The 19,493-nt window shown below is 73.0% G+C and carries 15 protein-coding genes; 8 read left to right on the plus strand and 7 right to left on the minus strand.

The window, feature by feature from the left end:
- The first annotated feature begins 105 nt into the window (after positions 1–105).
- Genes betT through ACYVAP_RS00400 form a run of 3 tightly spaced genes read left to right on the plus strand, consistent with a single transcriptional unit; the run spans position 106 to position 5,389 of the window.
- Complete coding sequence (gene betT, locus ACYVAP_RS00390; protein WP_498859086.1) at positions 106–2,286, plus strand: BCCT family transporter; 2,181 nt, start codon at positions 106–108, stop codon at positions 2,284–2,286.
- A complete protein-coding gene (locus ACYVAP_RS00395) occupies positions 2,283–3,767 on the plus strand; it encodes an aldehyde dehydrogenase family protein (RefSeq protein WP_498859087.1) in 1,485 nt (494 codons plus the stop codon). The genes betT and ACYVAP_RS00395 overlap by 4 nt, the downstream gene beginning before the upstream one ends.
- Before the next feature lie 29 nt (positions 3,768–3,796).
- Positions 3,797–5,389 carry a GMC family oxidoreductase gene (locus ACYVAP_RS00400; RefSeq protein WP_498859088.1) on the plus strand — a complete coding sequence of 531 codons (1,593 nt, stop codon included), beginning with the start codon at positions 3,797–3,799 and terminating at the stop codon, positions 5,387–5,389.
- Between the two features lie 73 nt (positions 5,390–5,462).
- On the opposite strand, the gene ACYVAP_RS00405 is transcribed toward ACYVAP_RS00400, so the two are convergent.
- Positions 5,463–6,014: a DUF4282 domain-containing protein gene (locus tag ACYVAP_RS00405; protein ID WP_498859089.1), complete on the minus strand. Its 552-nt coding sequence runs from the start codon at positions 6,012–6,014 to the stop codon at positions 5,463–5,465.
- Positions 6,015–6,267: 253 nt separating this feature from the next.
- On the opposite strand from ACYVAP_RS00405, the gene ACYVAP_RS00410 reads away from it, so the two are divergent.
- The gene (locus ACYVAP_RS00410; RefSeq protein WP_498859090.1) at positions 6,268–7,110 is read left to right on the plus strand and encodes a SurA N-terminal domain-containing protein; all 843 of its coding nucleotides are present in this window, start codon (positions 6,268–6,270) and stop codon (positions 7,108–7,110) included.
- A gap of 37 nt (positions 7,111–7,147) precedes the next feature.
- On the opposite strand, the gene ACYVAP_RS00415 is transcribed toward ACYVAP_RS00410, so the two are convergent.
- Together ACYVAP_RS00415 and ACYVAP_RS00420 are read right to left on the minus strand one after the other, a co-directional pair.
- Positions 7,148–8,812 carry an ABC-F family ATP-binding cassette domain-containing protein gene (locus ACYVAP_RS00415; RefSeq protein WP_498859091.1) on the minus strand — a complete coding sequence of 555 codons (1,665 nt, stop codon included), beginning with the start codon at positions 8,810–8,812 and terminating at the stop codon, positions 7,148–7,150.
- A 65-nt stretch (positions 8,813–8,877) separates the two neighbouring features.
- Positions 8,878–9,555 carry a dihydrofolate reductase family protein gene (locus ACYVAP_RS00420; RefSeq protein ID WP_498859092.1) on the minus strand — a complete coding sequence of 226 codons (678 nt, stop codon included), beginning with the start codon at positions 9,553–9,555 and terminating at the stop codon, positions 8,878–8,880.
- A 139-nt stretch (positions 9,556–9,694) separates the two neighbouring features.
- Here ACYVAP_RS00420 and ACYVAP_RS00425 point away from each other — a divergent pair, with 139 nt between their 5' ends.
- From ACYVAP_RS00425 to arfB, 4 genes are all read left to right on the plus strand, one after another.
- Entirely contained in the window at positions 9,695–10,357 is a 663-nt protein-coding gene (locus ACYVAP_RS00425; RefSeq protein WP_498859093.1) for a hypothetical protein, read from the plus strand.
- A gap of 104 nt (positions 10,358–10,461) precedes the next feature.
- Entirely contained in the window at positions 10,462–11,340 is an 879-nt protein-coding gene (locus tag ACYVAP_RS00430; RefSeq protein WP_498859094.1) for a zinc metalloprotease, read from the plus strand.
- Between the two features lie 73 nt (positions 11,341–11,413).
- Entirely contained in the window at positions 11,414–12,010 is a 597-nt protein-coding gene (locus ACYVAP_RS00435) for a 1-acyl-sn-glycerol-3-phosphate acyltransferase (protein WP_498859095.1), read from the plus strand.
- A gap of 113 nt (positions 12,011–12,123) precedes the next feature.
- Positions 12,124–12,564 carry an aminoacyl-tRNA hydrolase gene (gene arfB, locus ACYVAP_RS00440; protein ID WP_498859096.1) on the plus strand — a complete coding sequence of 147 codons (441 nt, stop codon included), beginning with the start codon at positions 12,124–12,126 and terminating at the stop codon, positions 12,562–12,564.
- A gap of 223 nt (positions 12,565–12,787) precedes the next feature.
- Here the strand turns inward: arfB and ACYVAP_RS00445 are convergent, their stop codons facing one another.
- The 4 genes from ACYVAP_RS00445 to ACYVAP_RS00460 all read right to left on the minus strand — a co-directional run bounded on the left by ACYVAP_RS00445 (position 12,788) and on the right by ACYVAP_RS00460 (position 19,352).
- Entirely contained in the window at positions 12,788–15,826 is a 3,039-nt protein-coding gene (locus ACYVAP_RS00445; RefSeq protein ID WP_498859097.1) for a LamG-like jellyroll fold domain-containing protein, read from the minus strand.
- Positions 15,827–16,092: 266 nt separating this feature from the next.
- Positions 16,093–17,373, minus strand: coding sequence for a sensor histidine kinase family protein (locus tag ACYVAP_RS00450; RefSeq protein ID WP_498859098.1), 1,281 nt, complete (start codon positions 17,371–17,373; stop codon positions 16,093–16,095).
- The gene (locus ACYVAP_RS00455) at positions 17,370–18,035 is read right to left on the minus strand and encodes a response regulator transcription factor (RefSeq protein ID WP_264451150.1); all 666 of its coding nucleotides are present in this window, start codon (positions 18,033–18,035) and stop codon (positions 17,370–17,372) included. The genes ACYVAP_RS00450 and ACYVAP_RS00455 overlap by 4 nt, the downstream gene beginning before the upstream one ends.
- 75 nt (positions 18,036–18,110) lie before the next feature.
- The gene (locus ACYVAP_RS00460; protein WP_498859099.1) at positions 18,111–19,352 is read right to left on the minus strand and encodes a COG4705 family protein; all 1,242 of its coding nucleotides are present in this window, start codon (positions 19,350–19,352) and stop codon (positions 18,111–18,113) included.
- Positions 19,353–19,493 lie beyond the last annotated feature (141 nt).

The following is a 19,493-nucleotide window of genomic DNA, read 5'->3' on the forward strand; positions in this document are numbered from 1 at the left end:
GCGATCCGCTGGAGGGCAGGGCGACGCCGGCACCGTCCCCGCGTACGGACCCGGGAGGCCCTGCCTCCGGGCGTCCGACTCGCGCCCGCCGACCGAGAGGCCCCCATGACCGGAGCAGCCGAGAGCCCCCCGCCCGCGTCGACACGAGCATCCGGAGGCGGGGGCGACGAGCCCGCCACCACCCGCTCCCCCGTCAACTGGCCCGTGTTCCTGGGGACCTCGGTCATCATCGTCGCGTTCGTCGCCTGGGCGGCGCTGCAGCCCGACGCCGCGTCGACCGTCATCTTCGGTGCGATGGGCTGGATCGCGACGCACTTCGGCTGGTACTACGTGCTCACCGCCGCGGTGGTCGTCGTGTTCGTGCTCGTCGTCGCGTTCTCACGGGTGGGTGAGACCCGCATGGGCCCCGACCATTCGCGCCCGCGGTTCAACATGTTCACCTGGGCGGCGATGCTCTTCGCCGCCGGGATCGGCGTGGACCTCATGTTCTTCGGGATCTCCGGCCCGGCCACGAACGTGCTCACCCCGCCGGAGGCCCCCGTCGGCTCCGACGAGGCCGCACGGATGGCGCCGATCTGGACGATCTTCCACTACGGCATCCCCGGCTGGGCGATGTACGCGCTCATGGGCATGGCGTTCGGCCTCTTCGCCTACCGCTACCACCTGCCGCTCAGCATCCGCTCGGCGCTCGCGCCGATCTTCGGCCGCCGCATCCACGGGGCCGTCGGCCACACCGCGGAGATCGGCGCGACGATCGGCACGATCTTCGGCATCTCCGTCTCCCTCGGCATCGGCGTCGTCTTCCTCAACTCCGGCCTCACCGCGCTGTTCGGGATCCCCAGCTCGCTCGCCGTGCAGATCGCGCTCATGGCGCTCGCCGTGTTCATCACGATCGCCTCGACCGTCACCGGCGTGGACAAGGGCATCCGGCGCCTCTCCGAGCTCAACGTGCTGCTCGCGATCGTGCTCATGCTGTGGGTGCTGATCTCCGGGAACACGCACCGCCTGCTCGACGCCCTCGTGCAGAACATCGGCGACTTCTTCTCCCGCTTCCCGGGGATGCTCATGAACACGATGGCCTACACGGACGGGGCGGCCGCCGAGGGGTACCCGGCGGATCAGTGGATGGCGGACTGGACCCTGTTCTTCTGGGCCTGGTGGATCGCCTGGGCGCCCTTCGTGAGCCTGTTCCTCGCGCGCATCTCCCGGGGCCGCACCCTGCGCCAGTTCGTGGTCGGGGTCCTGCTGATCCCGTTCTCCTTCATCCTCCTGTGGGTCTCGATCTTCGGGAACGCGGCGATGAGCTTCTTCGACGACCCGACGTTCCTGGACACCGCGGCGAACCAGCCGGAAGCCGGGTTCTTCCTGCTGCTCGAGCAGTACCCGGGGGCGATCTTCACGATGTCCCTCGCGCTGCTCACCGGCCTGTTCTTCTACGTCACCTCCGCGGACTCCGGCTCGCTCGTGATGGCGAACATGACCTCGAAGGCCTCGGTGTCCGACGCCGACGGCCCGCCGTGGCTGCGTGTCGTCTGGGCGGTCATCACGGGCGCGCTCACGGTCGTGATGCTGTTCATCAACGGCGTCTACACGCTGCAGGCGGCGACGGTCGTCGTGGGGCTGCCGCTCTCCGCGCTGATCTACCTCGTCATGTTCAGCCTGTGGAAGGTGCTGCGCACCGAGCGGATGAACCTCGACTCGCGCCGCGCGGCGCTGCCCTCGCTGCTCACCAGCCGGGTCCGCGAGGGCGGGGAGAAGGTCTCCTGGCGCCAGCGCCTGCGCCACCGCATGAGCTACGCGGACGCCGCCCAGGCGACCGCCTTCGTCGACGAGGTCGCCGCTCCCGCGGTGGAGGAGGTCGCCTCCGAGCTGCAGGACCTGGGCGCGGAGGTCGCCTGCCACCGCGGCGTCCACCCCGACAGCGGCATCCCGTACGTGGACCTCGTGGTCTCCTTCCCGGAGGGCGAGGACTTCAAGTACCAGGCCTACCCCGTCGCCTACGCGGTCCCGAGCTTCGCGGCGAACATCTCCGCGGTGCGGGACACCTTCTACCGGATCGAGATCTTCTCGATCCTCGGCTCCCGCGGCCGCGACATCATGGGCACCACGAAGGATCAGGTCATCGCCGACGTCCTCGACTCCTACGACGCCCATCTCACCTATCTGACGATGAGCGGGGACCTCGGCACCGCGACCGGCGCGGTCGCCGCCGTCGTCCCCGAGGAATGGGACGACGCCGGCGTCCCGCTCCCTGCAGAGACCACCCCGACCCGAGGAGAGTCATGAGCACCGACATCACCACCCTGTACATCGACGGCGCCTGGAGCGCCGCCGCGGCGGGCGGAACCCGCACCATCACCTGCCCGGCCGACGGCACCGAGGTGGGCGTGGTCTCCGAGGCGACCGCCGCGGACACCGAGCGCGCGATCGCCGCCGCCAAGCGCTCCTTCGAGTCCCGGGTCTGGGCCGACGTCCCCGCCGCCGAGCGCGGCGACCTCCTGCTCGCCGTCGCGGCGGCGCTCGTGGAGCGCAAGGAGGAGTTCGCCCGCGCGGAGGCCCTGGACACGGGCAAGCGCCTCGTCGAGGCGCGCATCGACATGGACGACATCGCCGCATGCTTCCGCTACTTCGGGAAGATCGCGGACCAGCACCCGGGCCGGCTCGTCGACGCGGGCGATCCGACGGTGCTCTCCCGCGTGGTGCGCGAGCCCGTCGGCGTGTGCGGCATGATCACGCCCTGGAACTTCCCGCTCCTGCAGGCCGCGTGGAAGGTCGCGCCGGCCCTCGCGACCGGCAACTCCTTCGTCCTCAAGCCCGCGGAGCTCACCCCGCACACCTCGATCCTGCTCCTGGACGTGCTCGACGGCCTCGGCCTCCCCGCCGGCGTCGGCAACCTCGTCCTCGGCGACGGGGCCGAGGTCGGCGCGCCGCTCTCCTCCCACCCGGACGTCGACCTCGTCTCCTTCACCGGCGGCCTCGTCACCGGGCGCCGGATCGCGGAGACCGCGGCGACCGGCATCAAGAAGGTGGCCCTCGAGCTGGGCGGCAAGAACCCCAACGTCGTCTTCGCCGACGCCGACTACGAGGCCGCCCTCGACAACGCCCTCAACGCGGGCTTCCTCGACTCGGGGCTCGTGTGCTCCGCGGGGGCCCGCCTGATCGTGCAGGACTCGATCGCGGAGCGCTTCGTCGACGACCTCGTCGCCCGCGCCGAAGGGATCGTCATGGGCGGCCCCTTCGACGAGGCCGCGCAGACCGGCCCGCTGATCTCCGCCGCCCACCTCGAGAAGGTCACCGAGCACGTGCGCCGCGGCGTCGAGGCCGGTGCCCGGCTGCGCACGGGCGGCCATCGCGGCGGCCCCGAGCACGAGGCGGGCTTCTTCTTCGCCCCGACCGTGCTGGACCGCTGCACCGCGGAGAACCCGGCCGTGATCGAGGAGGGCTTCGGCCCGGTCATCACAGTCGAGACCTTCTCCACCGAGGAGGAGGCGATCGCGATCGCGAACCACACCGAGTACGGGCTCGCCGGCGCCGTGTGGACGTCCGACCGCGGCACCGCTCACCGCGTCTCCCGGCGCCTGCGCCACGGCACGATCTGGATCAACGACTACCACCCCTACCTCCCGCAGGCGGAGTGGGGCGGCTTCAAGATGTCCGGCGTGGGGCGCGAGCTCGGCGCGAGCGGCCTCGAGGAGTACACCGAGGCCAAGCACATCTACGAGAACACGGAGCCCGCCGTCTCCGGCTGGTTCCCCCGCACGCACTGACCCGACCCTCCCGACAGGAAGCAGGACACATGACCGATCAGCACCTGACGTCCGAGAACCCGATCGCCGAGTACGACTACATCATCGTGGGCGGAGGCTCCGCCGGCGCCGTCGTCGCCTCCCGCCTGAGCGAGGACCCGCAGCTCCAGGTGGCGCTGCTCGAGGCCGGCCCCGACGACCGCGAGCACGACGAGGTCCTCCAGCTGAAGCGCTGGCCCGAGCTGCTCGAGTCCGGGCTCGACTGGGACTACCCGATCGAGGAGCAGGAGAACGGCAACTCCTTCATGCGCCATGCCCGCGCGAAGGTGCTCGGCGGCTGCTCCTCCCACAACTCGTGCATCGCCTTCCACCCGCCGGCGGAGGACATGGACCTCTGGGAGAGCCTCGGCGCGGAGGGCTGGAACGCGGCGACGATCCACCCGCTCATCGAGCGGCTCGAGACGAACAAGGACCGCACCGGCCCCGGCCACGGCACCGACGGCCCCGTGCACCTCATGGACGCCCCGGCGGAGGACCCGGTCGGGATCGCCCTGCTCGAGGCGTGCGAGCAGGCGGGCATCCCCCGGGCCCGCTTCAACGACTTCGAGACGGTCGTCGACGGTGCGGGCTGGTTCCAGGTAAACCGCCGCGAGGACGGCACCCGCTCCTCCTCCTCGGTCTCCTACCTGCACCCCGTGCTCGAGCGCGAGAACCTCCACGTGCTCACCGGCCACCAGGTGATGCGGGTGCTCTTCGACGAGACTCAGCGCGCGACCGGCGTGGAGTACATCGACAACGCCTTCGACCGCTCCTCGGTGCTGCGGGCCCGCCGCGAGGTGATCCTCTCCGCCGGTGCGATCGACTCGCCGAAGCTGCTCATGCTCTCCGGCATCGGCCCCGCCGACCACCTGCGCGAGGTCGGGATCGACGTGCGCGTCGACTCCCCCGGCGTCGGCTCCCACCTCCAGGACCACCCCGAGGCCGTCATCTCGTGGGAGTCGACGCAGAAGATGACCCGCGAGTCCACGCAGTGGTGGGAGATCGGCATCTTCGCCGCCACCGAGGAGGGCCTGGACCTGCCGGACCTGATGATGCACTACGGCTCGGTGCCCTTCGACATGCACACCCGCCGCCAGGGCTACCCCACCTCGCCGGAGTCCTTCGCGCTCACCCCGAACATCACCCACGCCCGCTCGCGGGGCACGGTGCGGCTGCGCACGATCGACTACCGCGACAAGCCGAAGGTGGATCCGCGCTACTTCACCGACGAGGACGGCCACGACATGCGGGTCGCCGTCGCCGGCATCCGCCGGGCGCGGGAGATCGTCGCCCAGGGCGCGATGGACGCCTTCCGCGGCCGGGAGCTGTTCCCCGGGGAGGACGTGCAGACGGACGAGGAGATCGCCGACTACGTCTCCCGGACCCACAACACCGTCTACCACCCCGCGGGCACCGTGCGGATGGGCGCGGTCGACGACCCGGACTCGCCGCTGGACCCGCAGCTGCGCGTCAAGGGCGTGCAGGGCCTGCGCGTGGTCGACGGCTCGGTCATGCCGCAGCTGGTCGCTGTGAACCCCAACATCACGACGATGCTGATCGGTGAGCGCGCGGCGGACCTGCTGCGCGCCGACCTCGACGCCTGAGCCGACCGACGAGGACGCCCGGCACCCCCGCGAGGGGTGCCGGGCGTCTCGCGTCCGGGGCAGGGTGGGAGGCTCAGCCCGCGGTGCGGCCCTGCTCGGCGATCTCGGTGGTGTTCTGCGCAGTGCGCACGGTCGCGACGGCGAACTCGAGGCCCAGGCGGAACACGAGCAGCGCGATGATGGAGGGGATCCAGCCGAAGAGGATCGCGAGGATCAGCGGGACCGCGTTGAAGCCGCCCTCGCCGTAGTAGCTGTTCATGCTGCCCCAGGCGGCGCCGAACGTGATCCCCGAGATGATCTGCAGCAGCCACATGAGCAGCGCGACGATGATCGCGATGACGTAGAGGAACGACGAGAACTTCACGGTGATGAAGTGCGTGAACGTGAAGTCGAACAGGGCGCGGAGGAACCCGGCCTCCTGGCGTCCCTGCGGTGCCTGGCCGCCGCCGTACGTGCCCGCGCCGTACGCACCCGCACCGTAGGCGGGCTCGGTGGGCACCGCGCCGTAGGTCTCCGGCGCGGAGGGCTGCGAGGCGGAGTACTGCGAGACGGCGGGCTGGGCGTCGTAGGCCTCCGGGGCGGAGGGGATCCGGGGGTCGGGCTGCTGGGGGTCGGGCTGGGTCACGGGACCGTTCCTCTCGAGATGGCGAGCGGGGAGACGTGATTCACTCCGGCCGACTTCCACCCGCTCGGCACTCCCCTGCCCAGCACCGTAGCGGCTCCCCGGGACATCCGGACAGGTGTCCGTCATCGGCCGTCGCACACCGGAATGCCCGGCCTGACCGGAGCCTGGACGCTTCCTCACCGCCGTGGTGAGGCGCCTGCGGTAGCGTCGCCCGCCGCATCCCCGCCGACTCCCCTCCCAGGAGGCCAGCACCATGAAGTCCCGCACCACCCCGAAGCTCCCCCGCACCGTCGCCCTGCGGCGGACCCTCGCCGCCGTCTCCCTCGCCGCCGCGGTGGCGATCACCGGCTGCACCCAGCAGTCCGACTCCTCCGGCGCCTCCGACGCCGGCGGCGCGAGCGACGCCGGCGGCCAGCAGCAGAGCCAGCAGCAGGCGTCCGACGGCGGCGGTTCCCAGGCCGCCGCGCCGGACCTCTCCGACGTCCCCGACCCGGTCGCGGAGGTCAACGGGGAGACGATCTCCAAGGAGGACTTCTCCACCTCCTTCGAGCAGCAGTACCAGCAGGCCGCGATGCAGCAGCAGAGCACCGGCCAGTCCGTGGACGAGGACCAGCTGAAGCAGCAGGTCGCCCAGCGGCTCGTGGACAACCTCCTGCTCCAGCAGGGGGCGAAGGACGCCGGCATCGAGGCGAGCGACAAGGACATCGACGCGACGCTGGAGCAGATCGGCGCGCAGAACGGCATGACCTCCGCCGACGAGGTCGTGTCGGCGCTCGAGCAGCAGGGCATGGACGAGCAGCAGATCCGCAGCGAGGCGGCGAAGCAGTTCACGATCACCGCCTTCATCGACAAGAAGGCCGGGATCGGCGACCCGACGGACGAGGAGCTGAAGACCGCCTACGACCAGATGGTGCAGCAGCAGGAGCAGGCGGCCGGCCAGACGGGCGAGTCCGGCGGCGAGCAGGCGCAGACCCCGGCCTTCGAGGACGTCAAGGACCAGCTCGCCCAGCAGGTGAAGGCCCAGAAGGAGGGCGAGGCCGCGCAGAGCATCGCGGACGAGCTCGAGAAGAGCGGGGACGTGACGATCAACCTCTGACGGGGCGACCGGCTCGGGCGGGCACGATCGGGGCGCCTCAGCGCTCGGTGACCCGCCCGCCCTCGACCTGCCAGCGGCGGTCGATCCGGACCGCCTCGATCATCCGGCGGTCATGGGTGACGAGCACGAGCGTGCCGTCGTAGGCGGCGATCGCCTGTTCGAGCTGCTCGATGGCCGGGAGATCCAGGTGGTTCGTCGGCTCGTCGAGCACGAGCAGGTTCACGCCGCGCGCCTGCAGCAGGGCGAGGCCCGCGCGGGTGCGCTCCCCCGGGGAGAGCTCGTCCATGCCGCGGCCCACGTGGTCAGCGCGCAGGCCGAACTTCGCGAGCAGCGTGCGCACCTCCGCCGGGGTCATCTCGGGGACCTGCGCCCCGAAGGCCTCCGCGAGCGGCGCGGCGCCTGCGAGCAGCGAGCGGGCCTGGTCGATCTCGCCGATCTGCACGCTCGTGCCGAGGCTCGCGCTGCCCTCGTCGGGGGTGCGGCGGCCCAGCAGCACGCGCAGCAGGGTCGACTTCCCGGCGCCGTTGGGGCCGGTGATCCCGATCCGCTCCCCGGCGTTGACCTGCAGGGAGACGGGTCCCAGGGTGAAGTCGCCCTGGCGCACGACGGCGCCGGAGAGCGTCGCGACGACGGTGCCCGAGCGGGGCGCGGCGCCGATGCTCAGCTCGAGCCGCCATTCCTTGCGCGGCTCCTCGACCTCCTCGAGGCGGCTGATGCGGCTCTCCATCTGGCGCACCTTCTGGGCCTGCTTCTCGCTCGACTCGGACTGCGCACGGCGGCGCACCTTGTCGTTGTCCGGGGACTTCCGCATCGCGTTGCGCACGCCCTGACTGGACCATTCGCGCTGGGTGCGGGCACGGGAGACGAGATCCGCCTTGGTCGCGGCGAACTCCTCGTACCTCTCGCGGGCGTGGCGGCGCACGGTCGCCCGCTCCTCGAGGAAGGCGTCGTAGCCGCCGCCGTAGACGCGGTTGCTGTGCTGGGCGAGGTCGAGCTCGAGCACGGTGGTCACGCAGCGGGAGAGGAACTCGCGGTCGTGGCTCACGAGCACGGCGCCGCCGCGCAGGCCCTGCACGAAGGACTCGAGCCGAGCGAGGCCGTCGAGGTCGAGGTCGTTCGTGGGCTCGTCGAGCAGCACGAGGTCGAAGCGGGAGAGCAGCAGCGCCGCGAGCCCCACCCGGGCGGCCTGCCCGCCGGAGAGAGAGGTCATCATCGTGCGCCGGGCGTCCTCGGGTCCGAGCGCGAGGCCGAGGTCCGCGAGCATCGGCGGGATGCGCTCCTCGAGGTCCGCAGCGCCGGTCGCGAGCCAGTGGTCCAGGGCCGCGGCGTACACGTCGGCCGGGTCCGGGGCTCCCCGGGCGGGGGCGGGCTCGGCGAGCGCCGCGGCGGCCGCGTCGTGACGGGCGGTCGCCTCGGAGCAGCCGGTGCGGCGCGCGATGTAGGCGGCGATGCTCTCGCCCTCGACGCGCTCGTGCTCCTGCGGGAGGTGGCCGACGAAGGCGTCGCCGGGGTTGAGGGTCACGCGACCGGCCATCGGCGCGGTCTCCCCGGCGAGCAGCCGCAGCAGGGTGGACTTGCCGGCCCCGTTCGCGCCGACCACCCCGATCACGTCGCCCGGGGCGACGGTGAGGTCCAGGTCCTCGAACAGGACCCGGTGGCCGTGGCCGCCGGAGAGGCCGTGGGCGACGAGGGTGGCGGTCATGAGGAGCATCCTCCCACCGCACGGGCGCTCGGAACGATCGGCGCCTGACCCGCGAGGAGGGGCGCTCAGCGCTCCCAGCCGGTGCCGGGCGGGGCCTCGAGCGCCGTGGGCCGGTACTCGAGCAGCTGCAGCCCGCCCTCGAAGGTGCGCGCCTCGAGCAGCTCGAGGGAGAGGTCGCCGAACTGCTCCCAGATCCGCTCGAGGCCCGTGCGGCCCGTGACGACGGGGAAGAGCACCACCCGGAAGCGGTCCACAAGGTCCGCCTCGATCAGCGCGAGGGACAGGCGGATGCTCCCCACCGTGGTGAGGGGCTTCGTCGCGGTGCGCTTGAGCTCGCGGACGGCCGCGATCGCGTCGGTGCGCACGAGGCGGGTGTTCGACCAGGCGAGGGGCTCCTCGAGGGTCGTGGAGAAGACGATCTGCTCCGCGGAGTCGAGCTGCGCGAAGCTCGCCTTCTCCTCCTCGGAGACGTCGAGCCCGGGCGCCTTGCCGGCCATGTCCGCCATGAGCCGGTAGGTGTTCGCGCCCATCAGGCCGATCCGCTCGGGCTCGGCGGCGAGCCACTCGAGGTACTCGGGGGACTCGAGGCCCCACCAGCCGGGCCAGCCCTCCCCCGCGGCGCACCCGTCGAGGGAGAGGATGAAGTCGACCAGCAGCTCCTGGCCGCCGCCCTCGCCGTCCGGGGCGTCGGTCGCGGCGGCGGATGCGGTCGTGGGCTTCGAGTCGGGCGTCGTGGTGGCCATCGGGGGCTCCTCGGATCGGCGCGCGGGCAGGCGCCCTCGCCTGGGCACGAGACTACGCCGACCCACCGGCGCGCCGCCCTGCTTCTCCTGCTAGGTTCGCGGCAGCAGCGGACAGCGGAGTCCGCGGAAGGTGGCAGTCATGACCCGGATGATCGATACGGCCGAGCACACCGACGCCGAGGGCCGCCTGCGCGTGGTCCACGGCGTGGACATCGAGGCGGGGGGCGCCGACGGCACGTCCCCCGTGACCGCCCAGGACCTGCGACAGCTGGCGGAGCTCGGCCTCGACGCCGTGCGCGTCGTCGGCGCGGGCTCGGCGGAGCAGGCGCGCGAGCTGCTCGACCTCGCCGAGGCCGAGGGGCTCTCCGTGATCCTCGCCGACGCCCCCGAGGCGGGAGCGGACCACCCGGCGCTGCTCGACGTCTCGGGCCTCGCCCTGCGCGAGCTGAGCGGCGAGGAGCCCCTGGACGAGGAGCTCCTGGACGCCCTGGACCAGGACGTCACCGGATGGATCTACCACCGGTGGGAGCCGGGCTTCGCGACCTCGGAGGTCGCCCGTACCCTGCGCCGGCCCCGGCCCGTCGCGGTCGCCGGGACCTCCCTGCGCAGCGGTCGGTCCGCGGGCGGCAGCTGGAAGGCCGCCTGGGACGGCGCGGAGGCCTCCGCGCCGAGCGAGTTCTGGGTGCCCGAGGAGCTCGACGTCGAGGTCGTCGTCGACGGCGCCCGCACCTCCCTCACCCGTGAGGGCGCGCGCGTGCTCGTCCCGGCCGGACCCGGGGAGCACCGCCTGCGGGTGAGCTGAGGCGGCGGCCCGGAGCGACGGCGGCGCGGCGCCATTCCGCCCGAGCCCGGTGGCATCAGGCGTGGCGCCGGGCGGGCAGACCTCGGACCTCCTACGGTGTCCTGGTGACCGACGCCACCCCGCCGCCCCCTGACCGCCCGCGTCTCGTCCTCACACGCCGGGGACGCCTCGCCCGCACGATCGTGGTGGCCCTGCTCGCCGTGCTGCTGATCCTCGTCGTGGTGCTCGGGGTGCGCGCCCTCGCGAGCCCCGCGGAGCCCCCGGGCGATCCCTCCTCCCCCGCGACCCCGTCTCCCGCCCCGGTGCCGAGCGACGGCGGCGGGGCGTCCGACGGTGGTGGGCCCGACGGCGGCGGCGCCTCCGACGGCAGCCCGGTCGCCGCGGCGGCGACGGGCGGGGTCACGGCCGAGATCACGGCGGCGAGCACGGAGATCCCCCGCTCGGGCATGACCGGCGAGGGCACCTGGACCGTGGCGGAGCCCGCGACCGCCGAGGGCAGCGCGTCGGAAGGCACCGTGCGCTCCTACCTCCTGCGCGTCGAGGACGGCATCGACCTGGAGGCCGGCGAGGTCGCCGGCGTCGTCGCCGAGGTCCTCGCCGACGAGCGCGGCTGGGAGCCCCTCGAGCACGTCGTCTTCCGCCAGGTCACGGAGCCCGCCGAGGCGGACTTCACGATCTCCCTCGCCTCCCCGCCCACCGTGGACGGGCTCTGCGCGCCGGCCCGCACGAACGGCCTGTGGAGCTGCCGGATCGGCGAGGAGGTGGTGCTCAACGCGGACCGCTGGACGCTCATGACGCCCACTTTCGACGACCTCGGCGAGTACCGCGCCTACATGGTCAACCACGAGGTGGGCCACTTCCTGGGGCACGGCCACGAGACCTGCGGCGGCGAGGGCGAGGCCGCACCGGTCATGCTCCAGCAGTCGATGGACCTCGGCGACTGCCGGGCGAACCCCTGGCCCTCCGCGGACGGCGAGGCCTGATCCGAGCCCGGGCCGGCGGACCGGGATCCGGCGCCTGGGAGTGCCCCGGCCCGCGGTGCTCTACGGTTCACCCATGATCCGACGCCTGATCGCCGGAGCGTTCTGGCGTCTGAGCCGGTGGCGCCTCGTCACCGAGCCCGCCTCCCCGCGGCCCACGGTGCTCGTGGGCGCGCCCCACACCTCCAACTGGGACTTCGTGCTCATGCTCGCGATCGCGTGGGAGCTCGGGATCCGCATCCACTGGCTGGGTAAGAACAGCCTGTTCACGGGATGGAAGGGGCCGATCATGCGGCGCCTGGGCGGGATCCCCGTGGACCGCTCGGACCCGGGCCGGGTCGTGGAGGAGGTCGTCACCCGTGTGGACTCCGGCGAGGTCTTCAGCCTCGTCGTCACGCCCGACGGCACCCGCGGGGACCACGACCTGTGGAAGTCGGGCTTCCATCGGATCGCCCGCCGCACGGGCCTGCCCGTCACGCTCGGCTACGTGGACCGCACGACGATGACGACGGGCCTCGGCCCAACCCTCGCGATGACGGAGGACCTGCGCGGCGACATGGACACGATCCGTGCGTTCTACGCGGACAAGGCCGGCTGGCATCCCGAGCAGCGGGTCGAGCCGCGCCTGCGCGAGGAGGACGAGCCCCGCGACCAGGGGGCCACCGGCGCCTGAGCGCGGATCCGCTCCACCGCCGACCGCGACCGGGATGCCCCCCGACTCCCCGGGGACGGGTCCCGCTGAGCGCAACCTGGGTCCCGCTGGGCGTCCTGGGGCATCCTGGGGCGATGGACGACCTGCACGTGCCCCCGGGGCCCGGTGCCCCGCGCGGCCTGCGGATCCCCGCCGCGGAGCTCACGGAGCAGTTCTCCCACGCCTCCGGTCCCGGCGGCCAGGGCGTGAACACCGCCGACTCCCGGGTGCAGCTGCGCTGGGACCTCGCGACCACCACGGCGCTGACTCCGGCGCAGAGGGAGCGGGCGCTCACCGCGCTCGCCCCGAGGCTGGTGGGGAGCGTGCTCACCGTCGCGGCCGCGGAGCACCGTTCCCAGCGTCGTAACCGCGCGGCCGCGCGGGAACGGCTCGCGGCCCTGCTCCGGGAGGCGATCGCTCCCCCGGTGCCGCGCCGCGCCACGAAGCCCACGCGCGGGTCGCAGCGCCGCCGTCTCGAAGGGAAGCGGCAGCGCTCGCTCACCAAGCAGCAGCGCCGCCCGCCGAGCAGCGACTGAGCCCGCCCGCGACTCGGGCCGGGAGCGGGAAGGCCAGCTGGTTCTCCTTGACCCTCTCCCCGTCCGGGCCGGGCCCGGAGCTCAGGGACCCGGGTCGGGTGCTCGATGGAGCTGATCGTGAGATGGACGGGTGCGGCCCTGGCGTCTCCTCCGCCGGATGACTGCTGCGGGTGCCGGACACGGGCAGTCCCGCAGAGGGGGCCGACGGAGGAGACGCGCCTGATCACTCGGCCGTCGTGGACCCCTCCTCCGACGACGTGACGCCGGAGGCCTTGTCCTTGAGCGGCTTCTTGAAGGCCGTGAACGCGCTGACCTGCACGATGCCGCCGTCCTTCGTGGGATCCAGGGCGAGGGAGCGGGCCTCCTCGCCCACGGCCTCCTCGTCGCCCGGGACCTCGGCGGCGTCACGGCTCACCGCGAACCAGCCGTACACCTTCTTGTTCTTCAGGCCCTTCCAGGTGACGCTCGCGTCCTCGCCGGAGGCGTGGGTGACCTCGCCGATCACCTCGTCCGTCGGCGTGATGCCGACGAGCGCGTCGGTCGTGAACGCGGTCGTGCGGCCCTGGAACTGCACGGGGAGGCGGAAGTCGTCCTCGCGGCCGTCGTAACGGTCCTTCGTGTCGTACTCGGTGGCGCCGAACTCGTCCATGTACGGCGAGTAGGTGTCCACGGAGACCTCGCCGCGGTCCAGGTCGAACTGGAGCAGGCGGAAGAACGCCGCACCGAAGCGCAGGCCCGTGTCCTTCCCGTAGCCGCCCTCCTCGGTCAGGCCCAGCTGGTCCGAGCCCACCTCGTAGAACTGGTAGTCGGCGAGCAGCTCGACGACGTCGTTGCCCGCCTCGCCCACGTCGGTGCGCACGCCGATCGAGACGCCGTGCTCGTGCCCGGAGAGCACGAGCGCGACGTTCGGGTGCTTCTCGAGGATCTGCTCGCGGATGATCTGGCCGTCCTGGGAGAAGGTCCCGCCGCGGCCGTCGGGCTCGGAGCTCGGCTTGTTGTACGCGTGGGTGAGCAGGATGGCGTCGCGGCCCGCGTACTGGTCGAGCACGTCGCTCGCCCAGGCGGCCTCCTCGTCGGTGACGATGTAGCCGAGGCTCAGGGCGATGAAGTCCTGGCCGCCGGCGCTGAAGAGGGTGTAGCTGTTGTCGTTGTCCCCCTCCTTCCACGGGTGGTACTCGGCGCCCGCCTCCTTCCAGGAGTCCTGCTGGGCGAGGGCTTCGTAGCGCTCCGCGCCGAAGTACTGGTTGTAGAGGCTGTCGGTGCCGGTGTCCCCGCCGCCGAGGTTGTCGTGGTTGCCGGGGAGCACGGAGTGGGGCACGCCCGTGTCCTCGAGAATCTTCTGGGTATCGGAGGCGAACTGCATCTCCTCCTCCGCCTTGCCGCGGTCCGTGGCGCCGGTGTTCCAGTCCTCGATGATGTCGCCGGTGTGGGCGACGTAGGCGAGCTTGTGCTCCTCGCCGTGCTCGGCGACCCAGCGGTAGGAGTCCTCGTAGGCGCTCGCCCACTCCTCGCGCTCCGCCGCGGTCGCCTTCTGGGTGGCGCCCTGGCTGAGGTACTGGGTGTCGGTGATGTGCATGAGGGAGAAGTCGTAGTCGTCGGGGTCCTCGAAGCCGTCCTTGACGGGCTCGTCGAGGTCGTCGGCGAAGGGGTCGGTGCCGATGACGAGGGCGCGCAGCGTGCCGCCGGTGCCCTGGGCGGCGGTGGCGGAGGCGAGCAGCTCGGTGTCGCCCTCGGAGCTGCCGCGGGCGGTGTCGGCCACCTCGTAGCGGCCGGTCTCCGGGTTCAGCAGCAGCAGGCTCACGGAGCGCGCCGGGTCCACCTGGCCGCTCCAGGCGACCTGCTGGCCGGCCTCGGTGAAGGGGATCTCGGTGCGCAGGGCGGGCACCTTCGCGGTGACCGGGGAGTCGAGGTCCTTGCCGTCGCCCGGGGCGAGCTTCTCGCCGGTCTTCTTCCCGTCCTGGAGGGTGACGTCACCGGCGACCGAGCCGTCCTCGGCGACGTCGGCCGCCTCGATGACACCCTGCCGGGTGCCCGTCGCGGAGGAGATCTCCCCGGCGAGGAAGGTGGTGCGGAGGTCCTCGCCGGTGGGGCTCGTGGAGCGCGCGGTGAGCTGGGCGCTGCCCCTGCCGCTGGACTGCTCGGTGCCGCCCGCCGTGGGGATGCTGGTGGAGGTGAAGGTCTCCTGCCCGGAGACGTCCTCGCCGAACTGGTCGAGACCGGTCCAGGCGAGGGTGTGCTCGCCGGCGGCGAGGCCGGGGCCCACCTCGTCGCCGAGGGAGACGGGCTCCCCGTCGAGGGTGTAGGCGAGGGGCCGGGCGAGCAGCTCCTCGTGCTCGAGGGTCCCCTCGAGGGTGGTCGGCGCGGTGAGGCGGGAGCCGGGGGCGGGGCTCGTGAGGGTGAAGGAGGCCTGGTCCTCGGCGCGGCCGGCGAAGGTGCTCGCGTAGCGGGCGGTGATCTCCTCGCCGCTGAGGGCGCGGGAGTAGATGCCGGCGCCGGCGAGGGAGACGGTGCCGTGGAACTGCGGGTTGCCGGAGCCGTTGGTGTCCGCGCCGAGGAAGAACTGGTGGGCGGCGGTCTTCGGCGGGGCGCTGATGGCGGAGCCGCTGGTGGGGGTCTCGGCGACCTTCGTGCCGTCGAGGTAGAGGGAGACGGACTTCCCGTCCCAGACGCCGGTCGCGTGGTACCAGACGCCCTGCTCGATCGGCACGCCGGCGCCGTAGTACTTCCCGTCGACGTTGACCATCATCTTCAGGGTCGAGCCGTAGACGGTGAGCGAGTAGCCGCCGCCCTCCTTGGCGCCGCAGAAGTTGCCGCGGGACTCGTCGTCGCCGTCGGAGAGGCCGTCGTCGAAGCGGACGGTGCACTCGAGGGTGAGGGCCTTCGCGGTCTTCTCGAAGCCGTCCGCGAAGTCGTAGCGGGTGGCGCCGTCGTAGGAGGCGACCTGGCGGCCGAGCGCGGCATCCTCGCCGACGGTCGGGGCGGTGCCGAAGGGGGTCTGCGTGCGCTGCTGGGCCTGCTCGTCGAGGCCGGTCGCGTCGATGTCGACGCCGAGCACGTCCGGGGTGGGCGCCTCGACGGCGGGGGTGGGCAGCGGGTCGCGCTGGGCGGGGACGACGGGGGTCGTGGGGGCCGACGGGGAGGCCGGGGCGGTGACCGGGGCGGCCTGCGCCGGGGTCGGCCCGAGGGCGAGGGCCGGGGTGAGTCCGAGGGCGACGGTGACGGCGAGGGCGAGCGGGGAGAAACGCCGGGGACGGGGCGACATGGGGGCTCCAGGGGTCGAGGAGGAGGACAGGGCCGGGCCCGACGCTAGGGAGCAGGAGGGGCGACGGCGTGCCGCGCAGGCGAAACTTCGGGGTGGGACAGATGGACGGAAGGTGGCCTGCGCCTCACATACCCGGATTGCCCGCTTCTCGGAGTGGCCGCAGGTCGCCGCGGGGTGGGTGCGCTCCCATGCCGCGGTGGGCGCGCTCCCGGCCGGATGGCCGCAGGGTGAACACGGCGGGGCGGCAGGGCCGGGCCAGGCAGAGCTCAGACGCGTGGCAGGGTGGCGCGCGCGATCGTGCCGCCGCCCGGGCGGGGCAGCAGCTCGAGGCTGCCGCCCTGACGCTCGAGGGTGCGCACCGTGATCGCGAGCCCGAGGCCGTGCCCGGGCACCTCCTGCCCCGCCTCCCGGTGGAAGGGCGCGAGGACCTGCTCCGGGTCCTGGATCCCGGGGCCGCGGTCCCGCACCTCGAGCTGCACCCCCTCCCCCACCGCGACGGCCCGCACCTCGATCGGCCCTGAGTTTGCGGCGTGCCGCAGGGCGTTGCCGACCAGGTTCCTCAGCACCGTGGTCGCGGCCGTCGCGGGGACGTGCGCGCCGTCGGCCGCCTCGAGGTCGAAGCGCAGATCGGCCCGTGCTCCCTCCGGGGTGCCCAGCAGGTCACCGGCGAGGGCGCGCACCACGGCCTCCACGCTCTGGCGGTGGTCCTCGGGGGCCGACTCGTCGCCGAGCACGAGGAGCTGGTCGGCGAGGGTCCGCAGCCGCGCCAGCCCGCCCTCGAGGACGCGCCCTCGCCGCTGCCGCTCCTCCTCGTCCTGGGCGGCGAGCAGGTGCTCGGCCTGGAAGGACACGGCGGCGATCGGGGTGCGCAGCTCGTGGGCGGCCTCCGCGGCGAAGCGGCGCCGTCCCTCGAGCACACCCGCAGCGCGGGCGTGATGGGTGTCGACGGCATCGAGGAAGCCCGTGAGCTCGGCGGGCACGCCGTCCCGTGGCAGCGGCTCGAGCTCGTCGCCCCCGCGGGAGGCGAGCTCGCGGCGCAGGGACTCCACCGGCCGCAGCGCCCAGGAGACCACGAGCGCGGAGCCGAGCACGAGCAGCGGCACGGCGACCACGATCGGCACGAGGGTGGAGGTCACGGTCTCGCGCACGGCGTCGTCGCGCACGGCGATCGGCTGCGCCGCCGCGAGCCGGCGGCCGTCGGGCAGGGTCCTCACGGCGACCCGCTGCGGGCCGTCGTCCGTGATGGTCGTGGACAGGCCGTCGGGGAGCGCGGAAGGGAGGTCGTGCCCGGAGCCGGTGGAGATCTCCTCGACGACGATCCCGGCGCCCGCCCCCGTGCTCGCGACGTCGCCCGTGCCGGAGGGGTCCGGCACGGCGGCGAGCTCGGCGATCCGGGTGAGGAGGTCGTCCTGGGTCTCTGCGGCCTCCTGCCGCGCACGGAGGGTCGACCCGACCGCGGCGAGCGCCGCGACGACGAGCACCAGCAGGGTCAGCGCAGTGACCAGCCGGGTGCGCAGGGAGGCGCCCGCGCCACGGGGCGCCCTCACGGCAGCCTCGGGATCGTCCAGCCGAGCCCGCGCACGTTGCGGATCGCCTCCGCGCCGAGCTTGCCGCGCAGGCGGCGGATGAGGAAGTCGATCGCATTGGACTCGATCTCCACCTCCCCCTCGTAGACCTGCGCCTCGAGCTGGCCGCGGGAGAGGACCATGCCCGGGTGCATCATGAGCGCCCTCAGCAGGGCGAGCTCGCGACGGGTCAGCGGGACCGCCTCCCCGCCGGGTCCCGTGGCCGCGACGGCGGTCTCGTCCAGGGTGATGCCGCCCGCGCGGAGCACGGCGCTCGTGTGCCCGGTCCCGCGGCGGCCGACGGCCCGCAGCCGCGCCCGCAGCTCCTCGTAGGCGAAGGGCTTGACGAGGTAGTCGTCGGCCCCGGCGTCGAGGCCCGCGACCTTCTCCTCGAGGCGCCCGCGGGCGGTCATGACGATGACGGCGGGACCGTCCTCCTCCGCGCGCAGCGATCGCAGCACGTCCATGCCGTCGAGCCCCGGCAGCCCGAGGTCCAGCAGGACCACGTCGAAGTCACCGAGCGGGGCGAAGGCGGCGGCGGTCGGGCCGTCGTCGACGTGCTCGACGACGTGGGCGTCCTCGACGAGGCGCTGCACGAGGACGCCCGCGATCATCGGGTCGTCCTCCGCCAGCAGGATCCTCATGGCTGCTCCTCCTTCTCGCGGGCCTGCCCGTCCCGGGGAGCCGGGACGGGGCAGGCCCATCATGCGCGGTGTCGATCAGCGCTGCAGGCCGTCGATGACCTTCTGGAGGTCGTGCGAGGCCCGGAGGCTGGTCTGCTGGTCCGGGTGGTCGGCGCGCAGGGCGGTGAGCTCCGCGTCGATCGCCTGGTCCATCGTGCTCCAGTCCTGCGGGGACTGCGGCTTGAGGCCGGCCTCCGCGGAGTCCCACGAGGTCTCGAGGTCCTTCACCCGGGTGCGGGCACCGGAGAGGTCCCCGGCCTCGATCCTCGTGTTCACGTCGTCGACGATCACCCGGAAGCTCGAGAGGTCGCCGAGCGGCCCCTGGGAGGCGGAGGCCGAGGCCGAGGAGGCCTGCGCCGGCTGCGCGGGGTGGAAGGCCGTCGCTGTCGTGGCCGCGGCGACGATCGCGAGCGCGCCGGCACCCGCCCAGACCACGTCCCGCACCCGGCCGCCGGGGACGCCCTGCCCCTTGACCTGGACGCCGTGCCGTCGCACGAGGAGCTGCTCGCGGATCACGAGGACCACGATGATCGCGAGGAACAGGAGGCTCGTGAGGCTCGCCCCGAGTCCCATGCCGCCGTAGGAGCGGTCCTGGGTGAGCAGGTCGCCGATCGAGGCACCGAGCGGGCGGGTGAGGACGTAGGCGATCCAGAAGGTCGCGACGACCGAGACCCCGGCCCGGGCGGCGACCGCGCAGGCGAGGATCAGCGCGCCGAAGATGATCGCGCCGAGCAGGAACCCGAGCCCGAGGGCCTCGGTGGCGAGATCGCCGGCGGCGGTGCCGAGGGCGAAGGCGGTGAGGATCGCTCCCCAGTAGAAGGCCTCGCGGCGCACCGTGTCGATCGAGGAGATCGCGAGGGTGCGCTCCTGTGCATACCAGGCGGAGAACACGATCGCCAGGAGCACGGTGAACACGGCGGTCGAGACGTACAGGCTCACCCCGAGGGTGTCCGTGAAGAAGTCGGTGATCTGGGTGCCGACGATGCTCACGAGCACCACGGTGGTCCAGTAGATCCACGGGGTGTAGGCCCGGGAGCGGAACTGGAGGACGAGCGCCGCAGCGAGCAGCACGAGCATCATGCCGGTCGTGACCATGGGGCCCAGGCCCACGTTCACGGCAAGGTAGTCCGCGAAGGTCTCGCCGACGGTGGTGGAGAGGATCTTGATGGTCCAGAACGTCGCCGTGATGATCGGGACCTTCATCATCCGCTCCGGCGTCAGCGCACGGAACGGGAGGGTGTCGACGCGAGGTCGGTGCTGCGGGACGGGGGTGCTCACGGGTTCGCTCCTTCGGGGATCGGTGGCGGTGCGGGACCGAGCCTGGGGGCGCTTCGTGAGCGCAGAATGAGCGGCCCCGGTAGCGTTCGGCGGGTGACGCCCCCGGATCCGCACCTCACATCCCCGCCCGAGGGGACGACT

It is taken from the genome of Brachybacterium horti (genome assembly GCF_054777615.1).